Source organism: Myxacorys almedinensis A (assembly GCF_010091945.1).
Taxonomy (GTDB): Bacteria; Cyanobacteriota; Cyanobacteriia; order Leptolyngbyales; family Leptolyngbyaceae; genus Myxacorys; species Myxacorys almedinensis.
In genome coordinates this window covers 99,208-115,179 of the sequence record NZ_WVIE01000001.1, presented here as the reverse complement: position 1 = coordinate 115,179, position 15,972 = coordinate 99,208, and the positions used below count along the sequence as shown (strand labels likewise).

Below are 15,972 nucleotides of genomic sequence, written 5' to 3'. Positions count from 1 at the left end.
ATGGCGAATCTTAGCTCCAGCGCTGAAACGGATGCTTCGCTAAGTTGGCATTGTAGTAACGCAAATCCCCAGAAACTTCTTGCCCAACCCAAGAGGGCAACGCGATCGCTTGAGTCTCAGTCTCCAATTCCACTTCGGCTATAACCAGCCCCTGGTTTTCTCCTAAAAATTCATCGACCTCCCACAACACGCTATCTAAGCGGATACGATAACGATATTTTTCAATCAGAGGCGGTTCGCAAATCGTGTCTAGCAGTTGGGTGGCATCATCTACCGGAATCGGATATTCAAACTCTGCTCGGCTGATGCCTTGAGTTTTCCCTTTGATCGTTAAATAGCCTTGCTGTCCGACGATTCTCACTCTCACTGTTCGTCCATCGGTAGATGGAATGTAGCCTTGACGATAGAGCGTCCCCGTTGCCAAGGTGCGCCACGCGTCGCTGCTGATTAAGAATTTACGCTCAATTTCCATCATTGATGTGCGCTTGGACTAGTGTGCTGAAATTGGTGTGCTTGGACTGGTGTGCTGAAATTGGTGTGCTTGAATCGTGCAATTTCAGCTTGTTTGGTTGCGTAGAAATAAAAAGGCTTCGATTTCTGCGGGGCTGGGCTGAGCCGCGATCGCGCCCCGCCGCACCGTCGTTAGCGCCCCTGCCGCATTTGCGTACTCCACAATTTGCCGAGCCACCTGCGGATCTCTAATCTCGTGCAAGTTGTGCTGACAAAGCTGATGGACAAACCCCGCCAAAAAGCAATCTCCGGCACCCGTTGTGTCTTCAACCTCAACCTCAAAGGTCGGAACCGTCCCTTCGTTTGCACTGAGGCAATAGGCTGAGCCGTGTTCGCCCTTGGTAACCAGCACCCCCTCGACCGAGCCAAGCCGATACGCGATCGCGCCTGGGTCGGTGGTGTCAAACAGCCACTCAGCTTCTTCCTCGGATAGCTTCAGAAAATCGATACGCTTGATCATCTCATGAATCAGCGAGGGAGCCATGTCTGGCTCGTGCCAAAACACCGGACGCCAGTTGACATCTAGCACCACCTTGACAAAGAATTGTTCGGCGAGAGACAGGGCTTGCGCGATCGCGGCTCGGCTTTCGGGATACGCTAACTCCAACGTGCCGAGCACCAAGTAATCCGCTTGCTGAAACAACTCTACGGGTAGATGTGCCGCTTGAAGATGCGTATCGGCAAATGCATCTGACGATCGCTCATTGCCAAATGCCACGAAACTGCGATCGCCAGTGTGCGATCGCAGCACAAGTACCGTGCGCGTCGGAGCCTGAGGATGATATTGCACTCCGGTCGTGTTTACCCCAAGGGTTTGCAGCAAATCAACCAGCGATCGCCCTGCTTCATCTTCGCCGACGCATCCCACAAATGCCGATGGAGTGCCTAATTTCGCCAAAGCGCAGGCAACGTTTGCAGGGGCACCACCGGGGTAGGAAGTCCACGATGTGACCGATTCAAGAGGAGATCCAGGTTGATTTGAAATACAGTCGAATAAGATTTCGCCGAGGCAGATTACACGAGGATTCAGCACAGACGTTTCCTTGAAGTGTCCTCTATAGTTTATTTGCCCCGATTGCTCTAAACCTAAAGAAACTCTTAATTCCTCCGTTTGTTGACTGCCTAAATGTCTCTCGCTTTGTCGTGGAGTTTGCTGTTCAAATACAACAACGGCGCACCGAGGGCAACCACTGCAATTCCGACCGTTGCCCCAATGCCGGTATACACCACGCTGGAATAGAGCAAATAGACGCAGAACCCGCAGAAAACAATCGGTGTAATCGGGTAGAAGGGAACCCGAAAGGGGCGCGATCGCTGGGGTTCCCGAAACCGCAGTACGATGAGCGAAATGCCACTTAATAGAAAGAAGAACCAAAACACAGGGGCAGTGTAGTCAACCATTGTTTCAAAGCCGTTTCGAGTAAATGTGCCTAACCCCACTAAAAACAGCGCGATCGCACCCTGGGCAATCAGCGCTGTTGTGGGAGTACTTGAGGCAGACTGCCAGCGACCTAGAGACCGGAACAGGAGAATGTCTTGCCCCAAGGCATAGTTTGTTCGGGCCCCGGTAAAGATGGTGGCATTGAGGGAACCCAAGGCACAAATCACAACTAAAAGACTGAGAAAGATTGCCCCTGGTTCTCCAAATACTTGCCGCATCAGTTGGGCACCGACCGCCTGAGATTCCGCCATGCCATCTAGCCCCAACCCACGTAGATACGCCAGATTAATCAGCAAATAAAGGGCAGTGATGATGCCCAAGCTCCAGAGCAGCGATCGCACAATATTCCGTTCCCCATCGCGAATCTCTGCGGAAATATAAGCCGCTTCATTCCACCCGCCATACGACAAGAGAACAAAAAGCATAGCCGATCCCCACGTTCCAGTTGATGGAGCTACCACCTGCGGACTAATAGGAGCGCTACTTAAAAACAATCCAACTACGATTACAGAAGCCAACCCTAGCACTGTTGCAATTGTCAATGCATTCTGCATCGTTTTGCCTTGATGCAATCCTATGATATTAAGAATGCTGAAAAAAATAATAACCAACGCTGCATAGATTGATGATGATGAAGCCCCAAGCCGCCAAAGTTGGGACGCATAATCGCCAAAAACAAAGGCTAATAGGGCAATCGATCCAGTTTGGATCACTGCCATCCGCGCCCAAGCAAACAAAAATGCCAGGTTTTGCCCAAATGCCCGCTTAAGAAAATAGTAGTTTCCACCAACGTGAGGATAGGCTGTAGAAAGTTCGGCGTAGCACAGTGCCCCAAACAAAGATACGATACCCCCCGCCAGCCAAATCAACAGCACCATGGTTGCGCCATTGGCATTGGCAGCCACAAGACTCGGCGTTTCAAAAATACCTGCCCCAATCACAATCCCGACAATCAATGCGATCGCATCTGCCGAACTAAGAGTTGGTCTGGGGGCTGCGGCTTGCTCCATTGAGGCAATCTTCACCCGACCAAAATTTTCAGATTTACTCACAACTGCACCTTATATCGGTTTCACCTTCTTCGGTTTAAGTAGACTGCAACCTGTCAGCTAGCAGGAGTGCCAGGTTGTGGGAGTGCAAAGCCTTAGCACACACTTTTAAGTGAGTCCCCACAATTGTTTGGGACTCACTCAACTAGCTCAAGTCAAATTCAACGCAGTCTTTAGAGACTTACCAGCACATCAAGCAATGCAAGAGTTATAGGTTGAAATTCGGAGGCAAAAGAATTTGATCAATGACGTGAATCACACCATTACTTGCCACCAGATCAGGCTGAGTGACTGTGGCTTCCCCAACTCTAACCTGATTAGCTTGCGGTACTTGAATATCAACCGAGTTGCCTGCCACAGTCTGCACCGAGCCGGGTTGAATTTGCGCCGCCGTCAGCCGTTGCCCTTGGACGACATGATTGGTCAACACCTGACGAAGGACTTGGCGGTTTTCAGGCTGTAGAAGGCGCTGACGAGTTTCAGCCGGAACTGCATTAAAAGCTTCGTTAGAGGGCGCAAACACTGTGAACGGACCATCCCCGTCTAACGTGTCCCCCAGATCGGCTTCACCAACCACAGAAGCAAAGGTGCTCAGGGATGGGTTCGCCTGTGCCACTTCTACAATATTGTCACCCGTCTGAGCAGCACCTGTAGTCGGGGCTGGGGTTGTTTCTGGAGTGGTTGCGATGGGAGACTCTGGAGCCGGTTGCACGGCTTCGGGTGTTTGCGTTGTGGGGGTGGCACATGCCGCCACGATCGGCAAAAGAGCAAGGCTAGCTACGATACCCTTAGATGACTTTGAAACCAGGGTCTGAAAAGATGTGACTAAACTAACGTGACTAGAACGGTTCATGACGAATCTCCTAAATTTCAACAAAAGACTTAAGACGCGGATCGAAAAGATTTTTGACCATCCATCCGCCTATGGTAGCTGGCTGAAGATAACTGAGTTATGCAATTTATACAGCAACTACAACAGTAATGAAATCACAAAAGAAGAATAAATTCACCTGCCATAAGTTACATAAAACGCAACATGTCGCTCTTGCTTTTGAATGGCAACTGGAAATCCCTCGATGATAGAACTGCGATTACCGTAAATTCTCAGGAATAGTTTCAGGAACAGTCCAATAATAAACGGTGCGTCCATTAACTTGGCGGACTTGCTCAGGCTTCCAGTTGCCCATATCAAAGGCATGGGAGACGATTCGAGTTCCGGGTTTCAGTTCGCTGAAGAGTTTGGGGCGCAGTCTTTGGTTGACTTCTGGCAACAGATAAAGTGTTACAACAGTTGCTTCTCGTAAGTCAGTTTGAAACAGATCTTGCTGGCGAAACTCCACGCGATCGGTAACTCCAGCAGTCTGAGCATTCGCGTTGGCTTCTGCAACCCGTTCTGGATCGATATCAACACCAACTCCACGAGTGCCAAACTTTTGAGCGGCAGTAATCACAATGCGCCCATCACCACTGCCAAGATCGTAGAGCACGTCATTTGGACCCACATTTGCCAGTTGCAGCATCTCATTCACCACCTCTTGGGGAGTGGGAACATAGGGCACGTCTTTTTGGACTTGGGGAGAGGCAGTCGCAGGCTGAGTAGGAGTGGCTTGAGTTCCTGCATCAAACGTGCGATCTTGGGTGCAGCCTGCTGCGAGCAAACCAACCAAGCCAAATCCAGCAATCAAAACCTTCAGCGATCGCTGGGGTGGTGTGTGGCAGAATCGTGAGGTGTTCATAAGGCAATTTCCAAACGGGATAGACAACTATTTTGAAACAATGTTGTTTGAAACAATGTTGACAATTTTTGTAGACGGTAATTCATGGCTGGTCTAGTGTCTAGAATCGAAGGTAAATGTGACATAGAAATGACAAAATGACGATTTTTAGGCATTTCTATCTATGGTCGTAGTTCTCCCGACTGAGTAAAAGTCCAATCTGGGACTAATCTGGATTAGTGATGCTTCTTTGGGATGAGACGGCTGTTGATGCAGTCTTAGGACACCAGACCTCTCAACAATTTTCAGTACTTTATTTGTAGTTATTTTTAGGGTTATTGATGATGCGATCGCAGGTTTTAAGTCAAATTCTGCTGTTTTTAGAACGCCTGTTGATTCACACGGTAAAATCTAAATTTTAATTAAATTGCAACAGTTCACTTCACGCCATCAATAATCGCACGATTGGTTTCTGCAAACGCTATGAGTTACTTTCGTCCTACGATCGCAGCTATGAAGGGGTATATTCCAGGCGAACAGCCCAAACCTGGAACGTCGATCATCAAACTCAACACCAACGAAAATCCCTATCCGCCTTCTCCTCAAGCGCTAGAAGCGCTCCGCGCTCTCGATGGTGAATGGCTCCGCCGCTACCCCGACCCGTTTGCACGCGAGTTTTGCGAGGCTGTCAGCGATGCGCTCGGTGTTCCTGCCGATTGGGTGATTGTAGGAAATGGCAGTGATGACATGCTGAATGTGGTGGTGAGGGCATGTGGCGAAGGGAGCGATCGCACGATCGTTTACCCAACTCCAACCTACGTTTTATACGGCACTCTCTCAGCAATGCAGCCTGCGGAAGTGATTGAGATCCCCTACCCATCAGACTTTGCGCTTCCGATTGATGCACTTGTTGCCGCGAAAGGAGCAGTGACGTTTATTGCTTCTCCTAATAGCCCGTCGGGTCATGTTGTGTTGCTTGATGAGTTGCGAAAATTAGCGAAACAGTTGACTGGCGTATTGGTGATTGACGAAGCTTATGTTGACTTTTCTGAATATTCTGCGTTATCGCTAGTGTTTGAGTTTCAGAACGTAATTGTGTTGCGAACCTTGTCAAAAGGATATTCATTAGCCGGATTGCGAATGGGGTTTGGAATTGCCAATCCAACGCTGCTAGAGGGGTTATTTAAGGTAAAAGATAGCTACAATATTGATGCGATCGCGACGCTGGTTGGAACAGCCGCAATGCGCGACCAAGCCTACAAAAATGCGTGTGCTGAGAAGGTGAAAACTTCGCGATCGCGTTTAACGCTGGATCTGATCAATTTAGGATTTGCGATCGCAGAGTCTCATGGAAATTTTGTGCTTGCCACTTCCACAGCAAAACGCGCAGAAGATCTATATTTAGAATTAAAAAATCGAGGAATTCTTGTCCGTTATTTTAATCAATCTGGGCTAGACGATAAGCTTCGCATCACCGTCGGGACAGATGAGCAAAACCAACGCTTAGTCGAAACTTTGCGTGACCTGTTCTAATCCTGTCCTAATAAAGAAACGAATCATCATGCCTATGTCTTATCGTTATCTCTTATTTTACAAACCCTATAATGTTCTGAGTCAATTTACCGATGACAGCCCAGTAGAGCAACGACGATCAACACTCAAAGATTTTATTCCAGTTACTGATGTTTATCCGGTTGGTCGTCTCGATCACGACAGCGAGGGGCTAATGTTGCTTACCAATCATGGGCAACTTCAGCACCAATTAAGCAACCCAAAATTTGAGCATCCGCGCACCTACTGGGCACAGGTCGATCGCATCCCGACCGAAGCAGCCCTTGCTCACCTGCGCCAAGGCATCAAGATCCAAAATTACAACACTCGCCCCGCACAGGTGTCGCTTATTCCTGAACCTGACATTCCTCCCCGCGATCCGCCAATCCGATTTCGCAAAAATGTCCCGACAGCCTGGATCGAAATCACGCTCACTGAGGGCAAAAATAGGCAAGTTAGACGCATGACCGCCGCCATCGGATTTCCCACCCTACGGCTAGTGAGAGTAGCGCTCTTAAAGGGCTTGGTAGATTCAGTCTCAAACAGAAATGCTGAACTTTGTCTCACCGGGCTTGCCCCTGGGCAATGGCGCGACCTAACGCCCGAAGAGTTAGATCCTCTTCTCAAGCTTCTCCATCGAAGACAGACCCGCTCCGACAGATAAGCTTCATACAAAGTATTAGAAACTAAGGATCAAAGTGTTGCAGCAAGTAGCAAATCAGGGATTACAAGCTTGATGTTTTTCCGGTTTCTGTCTGGGTTGGAATCGGTTTCACATCAGTGTGACCCATACCGCGTGCAATTTCTCGCAGTAGTGTTATCTGTTGCTCAAACTCAAGTGCTTCAATTTGACCGAGGCTAGTGTTAACTGATTCAGGCACGTTGTAGTCGCTTGGCATTCCCACAACTGTGTCACCCATACGCTCTGCCCAATCAAACCACACCAGAAGCTGATTGTTTTCCTTCAGCGCACCGTAGGCACGCGAGTATTCTGTATCAGCACAATTCACAATGTCACGCATTGCATTGAGTTGATCGGTGTGAGAAAGATTGTAAAAACTATCCATCAAAACCGGCGACAATTCTGGCTCGGCGGCGGTGGGGTCTGCGGGTGTGACCGAATCTCCCATCTTTTCGTACACGTAATATAGAAGCGCTAGTTTATTATCAGTCCCCAGCTTTTCGTAAGTTTCAACTGCCTTTAAAGTGTTCTCATCCAAATAGTCAGTCCGTTCCGTGTTTTGATTTGCAGACTCTGCCATGTCCTGTTCTCCAGCGATAAACGATTCGGTCGCTTCAAGGTGTATCAGGTTTGACGGTTAGGCGTCGCCTTTCTCTAGAACGAACTTGCGATCGCACGTTAATCTGTCTAACGAAAGAGATCGCAAATCCCCCTTCGGAAGGTTTAAGACATGGGGTACACCTCTGATAGGGTGACAGTAATCTCGGATCTAAGCAACGCGCTCTTGCAGAAATTGGCGACTCTCATCGCTGAAGGTTCTCTCATGTCTAAACGCGGTTAGTTGCGCCGAGATTTATTGCGATCGCGCCATTATCACCCCATTGTAGAATTCACAATTACAGGAGTTTGTTATGTCAGAAACTGATAAAGATTTCAATCAAACTTACGACGCTGAACAAATGACGGAAGAGATCAGCAGCGGCGATCGTCCGGCTCCAAATGTTGACGTTTCGGCAGACTATGAAGCCTCCAAGGAACTGAGCGTGAGTGCGATCGATCAATCCGAAGAAGGTGCTAAAGCGGCTGAAGCGGTTAGCTCTCATCAGCTTGAGGTTCCTGAGACTGGAGACATAAAAGCAGAATCGACTAGCGATCCTAGTGACTATAAGGCAATGGCTAAAGAAGTGAATCCAATTTCGGGCAACGAAAAATAATTTAGCAGCCGTCGCTAGGCAACAGATCCCAATCGAGCGATCGCTGATAAACTCAAGACTTGGGCGAAGGCACCTACTTCTGCAATGGCGCAGGGTTGACTGTACCTCCGCCCGGTGGCTCTTGAGTCAGCCATCGTGAAATTGTTGACCCAATCACCACTGAGATCAAGAATACTAAGAGACCAATTAGCGCCAAAGCTCGGTAGGTGCGCTGTTGATTAAGCCGGAGTGTGGGATCTTTAAAGCTTTGTGGCAACAGTGTTTTTTTAATTTGATCGAGGTTGTGGCGCGTTAAATTTGTCGCTAACTCGTTACCAAAATTTGCTCGACGAATCTTTAGCGCTTCGGTCAAGGTATCGTAAGCTTCTGGAATTTTTTCTTGGCAAAATGCTAGCGTTCCTAGCTGATGCATTGCCCAGGCTTCGGTATGTTGATCGTTGAGTGCCCACGCTGCTTTCAAGCTCCAGCGAAGGGTCTGTCGCCATGCTTCCCATTGTTTACCCATAATCAGCGCTACCTCCATGGCTGATATCAGGCGCAACCCATCCCTCCACCGCTTTTGCTCCATTGTCCAATGCAGACCATTCATCAACACAGCCTGCTCTTCCAAGATTGCGTCATGGTGAGGCTGATGAGTTTCTGCCCAGGGAATAAGATGAGCGATCGCTCTTTCCATCCATGGCGTTGCATTAAAATCAGCTTGCAGTACATCGGCTAAGCTATCTACCAAACTGTAGCGATCGTCGCTCAATTGGATGAGATGCCGTTGTAAAAGCGACTGCAAACTTGGGTACGGATTGGGCGGACCTACCATCGCCGCAATTTGTTCGGCTTTTAGCCCAATACCTGCCGTGGCGGTCAAAAGCGCAACAATCCATCGCTGAGCCTTTGGAAGCGACGCCAAACTCAAGCGCGTAAACGTACGAATGGGATCATCCGTTTGAATATAGTGCAAGGTTTGCTCTAGAGAAACCCGATCTTCTCGCACAAGTGCCGCCGCCTGGAGCAACCGTTGAGGATTTCCATCCAACAAGCGCCAAATTGTTTCTAGCTCAGAGTGCTGCTCTAGCGTCAGGCGATCCGATAGGTAAGCTGGTTGCCCTAACTCTCGTTCGATCAGGGTTTGGGCATCTTGCAGGCTTAAAGGCGGTAGTGCGATCGCAACATCAGCAGCACTAAATCGCCTTTCTCTAGACGCAACAATCAAACGACAATAGGGCAACGCGGCTTTGATCTGATTGATCTGAGATTCTGGTAATGCTGGGTAATCAATCACAATCACAGCCCGGTGCTGACCCAGGGCTCGTCCGATTTCGGGGAGCGATCGCGCGGCTCGTCTTGGCGTTTCATAAAAAACATCAAACAGGCGCTGTAGAATCTCTGGCGCGGTCAGGGGTTGACTAATATAAAACAATGGGTTCAACCCATGTAATTTGACTCGCGGCTGAACAATGAGATGCCGCAAAAACGCTGATTTTCCCGCGCCCGACTCTCCGTAAATCTCAAGGGATTGACCTTCTTGCAACGCCGATCGTGCCCTTTCCAGTTCTACTTGGCGTCCGATCAGTTCAGGAAAAGCGGCGGGTAATTGGCTCAGTGGTGCAGGTCTGAGTTTTGGCGGCTCTACTGGTGTATCTGCGATCGCTAGCAGCACACCCTGCTTCGATCCGATCGACAAGCGATATTGACCAATGACCATCTGCCCAACAATGTCACGCTGAAGCGCTGTCTCAAGGGCATCAGAAAACGTAGAGTGCAACATAAGCACGGCTCGATAAAGGATGGGAACACAGCGATCGGACGACGACCAAAACCCGACATCAGACGAATCGCGCGATGCAGGTTCGATGGGTCGTGACCTTTGATTCTGTTCGAGCACCCCTTAGCATAGCAAGCCGAATCGGAAGACTATCTGTCCGTGAGCAAACTTAAACTCGGCTCAGCACTCTCTGTCTCTACACTCGAAAGCTCACCCACCGCCGTTGGCTCAGAGGGTAAATCAGTAGAGTCAGAGCGCAACCGACCAAGCGTTTCAACAAACCCCTCAACATTCTCAAAATCGCAGTAAATAGACGCATAGCGAATATAAGCTACTTCACTGAGCGATCGCAAACGCTGCAACACCAATTCGCTAATCTCACGACTCTCAATTTCGCGATGGGTGCGTTGCTGCAAATCTGCCTCTACCCCACTCACTAGCCCTTCGATCTCAGAGTCTAAAACGTTTCTGCGATCGCACGAGCGGATCACTTCCCGCAGCAGTTTCGCACGGTCAAACGACTCTCGCTCCCCGCCTTGCTTGATCACCACAATCGGCGCAAACTCGATCCGTTCATAGGTGGTAAAGCGATGGGTACACTTCAAACATTCTCGCCGTCTGCGGACACTCTGCCCACTCTCCGCCGATCGCGACTCCAAAACCCGATTTTCGAGATGATGACAAACAGGACACCGCATAATTTCTATTCACCAAAGAAATAGTAGCTCACGAATCCCTAGGCGCTAGGGGTCAATCTGAATCTCTCCTCATCCTGTTGTAAATCCTTCCATAGGCAACAGCAGAGTAGCAGCAGGGTAAAACGTTCCCAAGTCGGCTTGCGTCTTATAAGTCCCATAATACCGCTAGTGTACTAAGTCTCAAAACTTTTTTCCTTCCGCTATCGGCAGCGTCGTTTTCCAGGCGATCAGGGTCGGTTGCCAGCTTCTGCCCACTGCCTGCCTACCCTGCAAAGCATGCTGCAAGAGTCTTTCCTCCGAAAGCAAGCCCCTCGCGATCGCACCATAGCTCTGACGTGGATCTCCTTGGTTCAGCGATCTTGATCACAAAATTTTCTTCACATTCGTTAGAACTTGACGCAACGAGGGCAACTTGACTAAAGAAGATTGAAACAATCCTTTCCCCCTAGATTGTGTCTTCCCATCAGCCCATCGTCCCCCGCGCTGATGTACCGCTATACCCTAACGTTCTTCACCACTCTGGTGCTACTCAACCCTATGTGGTCTTGCCAACCTCTTGGGCAAAACCAGTTCGGGCATCCTGGTCATTCAATCAAACCCTATAAATCCCCTTATGAGACAGCGATTCGGATCGTGTTCCCGGTGGGCGCTGGGGCGAGTTACGCTCTGCCTACCTCAGTTTCTTGTCGTGCCTTCGCAGCAGGAGTGTGATGCATGAACGCTCATGATGTTAAAAAGCAGAAACTTTTGGTCGTTGATGACGAACCAGATAATCTTGATTTGTTGTATCGCACCTTTCACCGCGAGTTTCGAGTCCTTAAGGCAGAAAGCGGACCCGTAGCGCTCCAACTCTTAGAGCAAGAACCTAATGTCGCAGTGATCATCTCCGATCAGCGAATGCCCCTCATGAGCGGCACAGAATTTTTGAGCCTCACTGCGGCTAAATATCCAGATATTATCCGGATTATTCTAACAGGTTATACCGATGTTGAAGACCTGGTAGAAGCCATCAACTCTGGAAAGGTGTTTAAATATGTCACCAAGCCCTGGGACGATGAAGAACTGAAACTCGTGGTTCGGCAGGCGGCTGATACCCACAATGTCCTGAAAGCGAGAACGCAAGAACTCCGCCGTACCTTGCGCCGAGAGACCCTGCTCAATGCGGTTACCAGCACCATTCGCAGTGCCCTAAGCTACCAAGAAATTTTGCAGACGATCGTCGAGAAGGTGGGCAGCACGCTAGACGCCAGCCATGCGATCATCCGGTCTGTAAAAGACGGAGAATTTGAGGCTCAAGACTTCAACTTTTCTCTCGGCAACACCGAACCTCCTGTGGTGCTTGCCTCTACCTTATGGAAAGCGACTCAGATCGAAGTTATTCAAGCGAGCGAAACCGACGATCGCATTGGGCAAGCGGGGCTTCGCTCGGTTTATCAGCAAGCTGGCATTTGCTCTAGCTTAATCGTGCCGATTGTCTTTCAAAGCGAATTGATGGCAATGCTGGCACTCCATGCCTGCGGTGAACCGCGCCCATGGCAGCCCGACGAAGTAGAACTCTTGGGCATGGTGGCAGACCAAGCTGCCCTGGCATTGTCTCAAGCGCGTGCCTATGAGCAAGTCCGGGCGTTGGCAAAACGGGAAGCCTTAATCAACACCATTACTACTGCCATTCGGTCGAGCCTTGATCCGCAGAAAATTTTCTCTGCGATTACTCAACAACTCGGTCAGGGTTTACAGGTCGATGGTTGTGCCCTCTCGCTATGGTCAGAAGGGGATGAATTCGTCCGGTGTGTGGGGTTGCATGATGCCAGTTGGCAAGACCCGTCAGAACACGATGACCTGCCCCAATCGACCATTCCGATTACAGAAAATCCGGTCTTACAGCAATTGATTGCGACGCAGCAACCAGTCGTGATGCATAGCTTAGCCAACCATCCAGAGTTGGATCATGCTGAATTTCGGTCTCCGACCTGTGCGCTGCTAGTTGTGCCGTTGCTTGCAGATGGTAAGATTATCGGCAGTATTTCGCTGCGCCAAAACCATCATCCTCGGCATTGGCGGGGGTCGGAGATTCAGCTTGCTCAGTCGGTTGCGGCTCAAGCTGCGATCGCAGTGCAACAGTCGCGCCTCTACCAAACGACACGCCAGCAAGCCGAAAAACTGATCGAACTCGATCGCCAAAAAACCGAGTTCTTTCAAAATATCTCCCACGAGTTTCGCACGCCCCTGACCTTGATGGTGGGACCGCTCGAAGGCGCAGTGGCGCAGCAGAACGGCTTATCTTACGAGCAATCGACGATCGCGCTGCGAAATTCCCGCCGCCTGCTCCGATTGGTAAACCAACTGCTTGATTTGCAGCGGCTCAATGCCGGGCGAATGCAGCCCACGTTTCAGGCGTGCAACCTGACGGATTTTGTGACCCAGATTGTGGAAACGTTCCGCGCTTACTGCGAGAAAAAAGGATTGACCCTCTCGACCGAGTTGAGCGAGTGTCCTCCGGTGTATCTCGATGCCGAAAAGTTTGACAAAGTGCTGTATAATTTGCTGTCTAACGCGATGAAGTTTACACCCGCCGGTAAAGGTGTGACGGTTGCCTTACGGCTGGAGGGCGATCAGTGCATTTTGCAGGTGCGCGATCGCGGCATTGGGATTCGCGAGGATCAGGTTCCTCATTTGTTTGAGCGGTTTCGCCAAGCAGAAGGCTCTGCCAATCGGAGCTATGAGGGCACGGGCTTGGGGCTGGCGCTGGTGAAGGAGTTGGTAGAGCTTCATGGCGGGCAGGTTCATGTCGAATCGACCTACGGTGAGGGCACGAGTTTTACAATTTGCCTCCAAACTGGCTCGGCTCATCTGCCGTCTGAGCAACTGCAAGACACCTTAGCCGCAGTGCAACCGAGCCGTGCCTCTGTAGAATTAGCAGATCTGGAAACAGAGCTTCAGGACTTTGCAGATTCGTCAGACGCTTTACCCACTCCTGAATTGGTTGTGCCCCACACCTCCGACCAACCGAGAATTTTGGTGGTAGACGACAATCCTGATCTGCGCTCTTATGTGTCAGGTATCTTGCGCCAACAAGGCTATCTTGTTTGGACTGCTCGCAACGGCGGGGAAGGCTTTGAACATGCCCAAACGCTGCGCCCTTCGCTGATTGTGACAGATCTGATGATGCCTAAAGTCTCTGGTCTCGACCTGATTCGGATGCTTCGAGAACAGGAAGATTTGAAAGGAATTCCGGTAGTGTTGCTGACTGCAAAAGCAGATGAAGACACCCGAATTGATGGAGTTGAGCGGGGAGCCGATGCCTACTTGTCAAAACCATTTAACGATCGCGAACTGCTAGCCGAAGTGCGAAATTTGCTCTCGCTCAAAGAGAACGAACAGCGTGTGTCGCAACTTAATACATACCTAACTGAATCGGTTCTCAGCCGGTTCTTGCCTCCCAGCCTTGTGCAACGAGCCGCCAAAGGGGAACTGTCCTTAGATTTGCGCCCCGAACCGCGCATGGTGACGGTTCTGTTTAGCGATATTGTGGGCTTTACCCAACTCTCGAACACGCTGCGATCGCGCCGAGTTGCCGAGTTGCTTAATGAATACCTTGCCTGCATGACCCGCACCATTTTTGCCAACGGTGGCACGGTTGATAAATTTATGGGCGATGCAATTTTAGCCATTTTTGGTGCGCCAGAAGAACTCTCGCCTAACGAACAAGTCAGGCGATCGATCGCGGCGGCCCGGCAAATGTATGCTGCCCTAGAGGATCTCAATACTCGGTGGGAGGCTCAAGGGATTAGCCGCGTCCAGTTTCGGTGTGGCATTCATCAAGGCACGGCTGTCGTGGGCATGTTTGGCGGTGACGAACGCTCTGACTATACGGCCATTGGGCCCAGCGTCAACATTGCTGCTCGTCTCCAAGAAGCGGCTCAACCGGGCGCAATTTTGGTCTCGGCAGCGGTTGCAGATTATCTTGATGAAGACATCATGACGAAAGAGACTCCGTTGAAACTAAAAGGGGTAGACGAAACCGTTCTGACATTTTCCGTCAATCCTTACGATGTGGCAGCGCTCAGAGCTACCGCTTAGGGAACCGAAACCCACAATCAGAGACTAGGATAGAAGGGAATTAACTCTGAAAACGAGGCATCAGATTCAGAGTTAAAACTCGCTTAGTTTCGTCTCTGTTGGGTTGGGTGTGTATGACGCAATTTTCTACCTCCGATCGTCAGCGTGATCGCAGCGATTCTCCCCTGTTTTGGCTAGTGGTGGTGGCGGGGTCGCTAGCTCTGCATTTGGCAGTGTTGCTGATTGGGCGGTGGTATCTTGCCCAGCCTTCGAGGTTGCAAGCTGCGGGTAGCTCTTCAAAGCCCATCGAATTTGTTGAGATCGATCCCAAAGCGGTGGCTAGACGTGAAAGCGTGATCACCGCAGAAGGCAATGCGGATGCGATCGCGCCATCTCAACCCCCGGCAGAGAGTTCTCCTCTCCCACCATCTGCGCCCCCTCCACCCGACTCTTCCGCCCCGTCTTCAGCCATAGCTTCCATCCAACGCATACCGCCGTCTCCGTCGAGCGATCGCCCAACGCCTTCACCCCAGCAGTTGCAACCGTCACTCTCACCTCAGCCCGCTCAGCCACAAGCGTCCACAGCGCCTTCGCCCACGGCTCAGCGATCGCCCAACCCAAGCACCCTGCCTTCAGAGCAGCCTCGTCCGGTCACTAATTCATCTCCGCTACCGGACGCAAGTTCTACCCCAAATCCTCAGACTTCTGCTCGCCCTCGTCCTTCAGAACTTCCGACAAGCGAAAATCGGGAAGAGCCTACGACGCCGACCCCTCGCCCCTCGGAGCCTGCAACAACCGGAGAGCCAGTTGGCGCTCCAGAGGCTCCCTCTCCGCAAGACCCTGTGGGTTCGCCAGACAAACTGACCCCGCCAGGAGGCGCACAGACTTATCAGGGGCAGATCGTGGGTGAGCTAACAATTCCGGCGTCTGCTCGCGGTCAGACGAGTGCTAAAGCAGCCACGTTGGTCAATTCAATTCAGCCGATTCGGATTGATCCTGATCAACTTGATCCGGCGCTGTTTGGGGGTGAGCGGGTTTTAGAGTTACGGGTCAACTTTTCGATCGATAATGAACTCCAGGAATTTGCCAGGATCAATCGCGTTGATCCGGACAGCCCTACCCTAGAGAGACGCCCAAATTTGGATCGAGATCTGCTGAGGCAACTCGCTGAAAATGTGCTTGCCGGTACGAAGTACAACGTTGTTGTAGAGCCAGGACCCGATGGCAAAATTGCGCCTGAGTCAGATTGGGAGGTGCTGTTGCGAATTGCGATCTCGCCTGCCTGAAGCGAGGG

13 protein-coding genes are annotated in these 15,972 nt (G+C 50.6%); 5 read left to right on the top strand and 8 right to left on the bottom strand.

Features of this window, described 5'->3' with window-relative positions; all coding sequences use genetic code 11:
* Positions 1-10 precede the first annotated feature (10 nt).
* The 5 genes from GS601_RS00515 to GS601_RS00495 all read right to left on the bottom strand — a co-directional run bounded on the left by GS601_RS00515 (position 11) and on the right by GS601_RS00495 (position 4,736).
* The gene (locus GS601_RS00515; RefSeq protein ID WP_162421193.1) at positions 11-475 is read right to left on the bottom strand and encodes a CYTH domain-containing protein; all 465 of its coding nucleotides are present in this window, start codon (positions 473-475) and stop codon (positions 11-13) included.
* 81 nt (positions 476-556) lie between these two features.
* Positions 557-1,543 carry a PfkB family carbohydrate kinase gene (locus tag GS601_RS00510; RefSeq protein WP_162421192.1) on the bottom strand — a complete coding sequence of 329 codons (987 nt, stop codon included), beginning with the start codon at positions 1,541-1,543 and terminating at the stop codon, positions 557-559.
* A gap of 89 nt (positions 1,544-1,632) precedes the next feature.
* Positions 1,633-3,003, bottom strand: coding sequence for an amino acid permease (locus GS601_RS00505; RefSeq protein WP_162421191.1), 1,371 nt, complete (start codon positions 3,001-3,003; stop codon positions 1,633-1,635).
* A 205-nt stretch (positions 3,004-3,208) separates the two neighbouring features.
* On the bottom strand, positions 3,209-3,853 hold the full coding sequence (locus tag GS601_RS00500; RefSeq protein ID WP_162421190.1) for a fasciclin domain-containing protein: 645 nt from the start codon (positions 3,851-3,853) through the stop codon (positions 3,209-3,211).
* Positions 3,854-4,091: 238 nt separating this feature from the next.
* Complete coding sequence (locus tag GS601_RS00495) at positions 4,092-4,736, bottom strand: SAM-dependent methyltransferase (RefSeq protein ID WP_162421189.1); 645 nt, start codon at positions 4,734-4,736, stop codon at positions 4,092-4,094.
* Between the two features lie 462 nt (positions 4,737-5,198).
* Here GS601_RS00495 and hisC point away from each other — a divergent pair, with 462 nt between their 5' ends.
* Positions 5,199-6,248: a histidinol-phosphate transaminase gene (gene hisC, locus GS601_RS00490; protein WP_162421188.1), complete on the top strand. Its 1,050-nt coding sequence runs from the start codon at positions 5,199-5,201 to the stop codon at positions 6,246-6,248.
* Between the two features lie 28 nt (positions 6,249-6,276).
* Positions 6,277-6,930 carry a pseudouridine synthase gene (locus GS601_RS00485; protein ID WP_274381916.1) on the top strand — a complete coding sequence of 218 codons (654 nt, stop codon included), beginning with the start codon at positions 6,277-6,279 and terminating at the stop codon, positions 6,928-6,930.
* Between the two features lie 61 nt (positions 6,931-6,991).
* On the opposite strand, the gene GS601_RS00480 is transcribed toward GS601_RS00485, so the two are convergent.
* A complete protein-coding gene (locus GS601_RS00480; protein WP_162421187.1) occupies positions 6,992-7,528 on the bottom strand; it encodes an orange carotenoid protein N-terminal domain-containing protein in 537 nt (178 codons plus the stop codon).
* 331 nt (positions 7,529-7,859) lie between these two features.
* Between GS601_RS00480 and GS601_RS00475 the strand changes: the two genes are divergently transcribed.
* On the top strand, positions 7,860-8,162 hold the full coding sequence (locus GS601_RS00475) for a hypothetical protein (RefSeq protein WP_162421186.1): 303 nt from the start codon (positions 7,860-7,862) through the stop codon (positions 8,160-8,162).
* A 73-nt stretch (positions 8,163-8,235) separates the two neighbouring features.
* On the opposite strand, the gene GS601_RS00470 is transcribed toward GS601_RS00475, so the two are convergent.
* Both GS601_RS00470 and nrdR read right to left on the bottom strand, forming a co-directional pair.
* Entirely contained in the window at positions 8,236-9,924 is a 1,689-nt protein-coding gene (locus tag GS601_RS00470; RefSeq protein WP_238392870.1) for a hypothetical protein, read from the bottom strand.
* 146 nt (positions 9,925-10,070) lie between these two features.
* A complete protein-coding gene (gene nrdR / locus GS601_RS00465) occupies positions 10,071-10,619 on the bottom strand; it encodes a transcriptional regulator NrdR (RefSeq protein ID WP_162421184.1) in 549 nt (182 codons plus the stop codon).
* 714 nt (positions 10,620-11,333) lie between these two features.
* Here nrdR and GS601_RS00460 point away from each other — a divergent pair.
* Both GS601_RS00460 and GS601_RS00455 read left to right on the top strand, forming a co-directional pair.
* Positions 11,334-14,699 carry a response regulator gene (locus tag GS601_RS00460; protein ID WP_162421183.1) on the top strand — a complete coding sequence of 1,122 codons (3,366 nt, stop codon included), beginning with the start codon at positions 11,334-11,336 and terminating at the stop codon, positions 14,697-14,699.
* 113 nt (positions 14,700-14,812) lie between these two features.
* Positions 14,813-15,964: a hypothetical protein gene (locus GS601_RS00455; protein ID WP_162421182.1), complete on the top strand. Its 1,152-nt coding sequence runs from the start codon at positions 14,813-14,815 to the stop codon at positions 15,962-15,964.
* Positions 15,965-15,972: the final 8 nt, after the last annotated feature.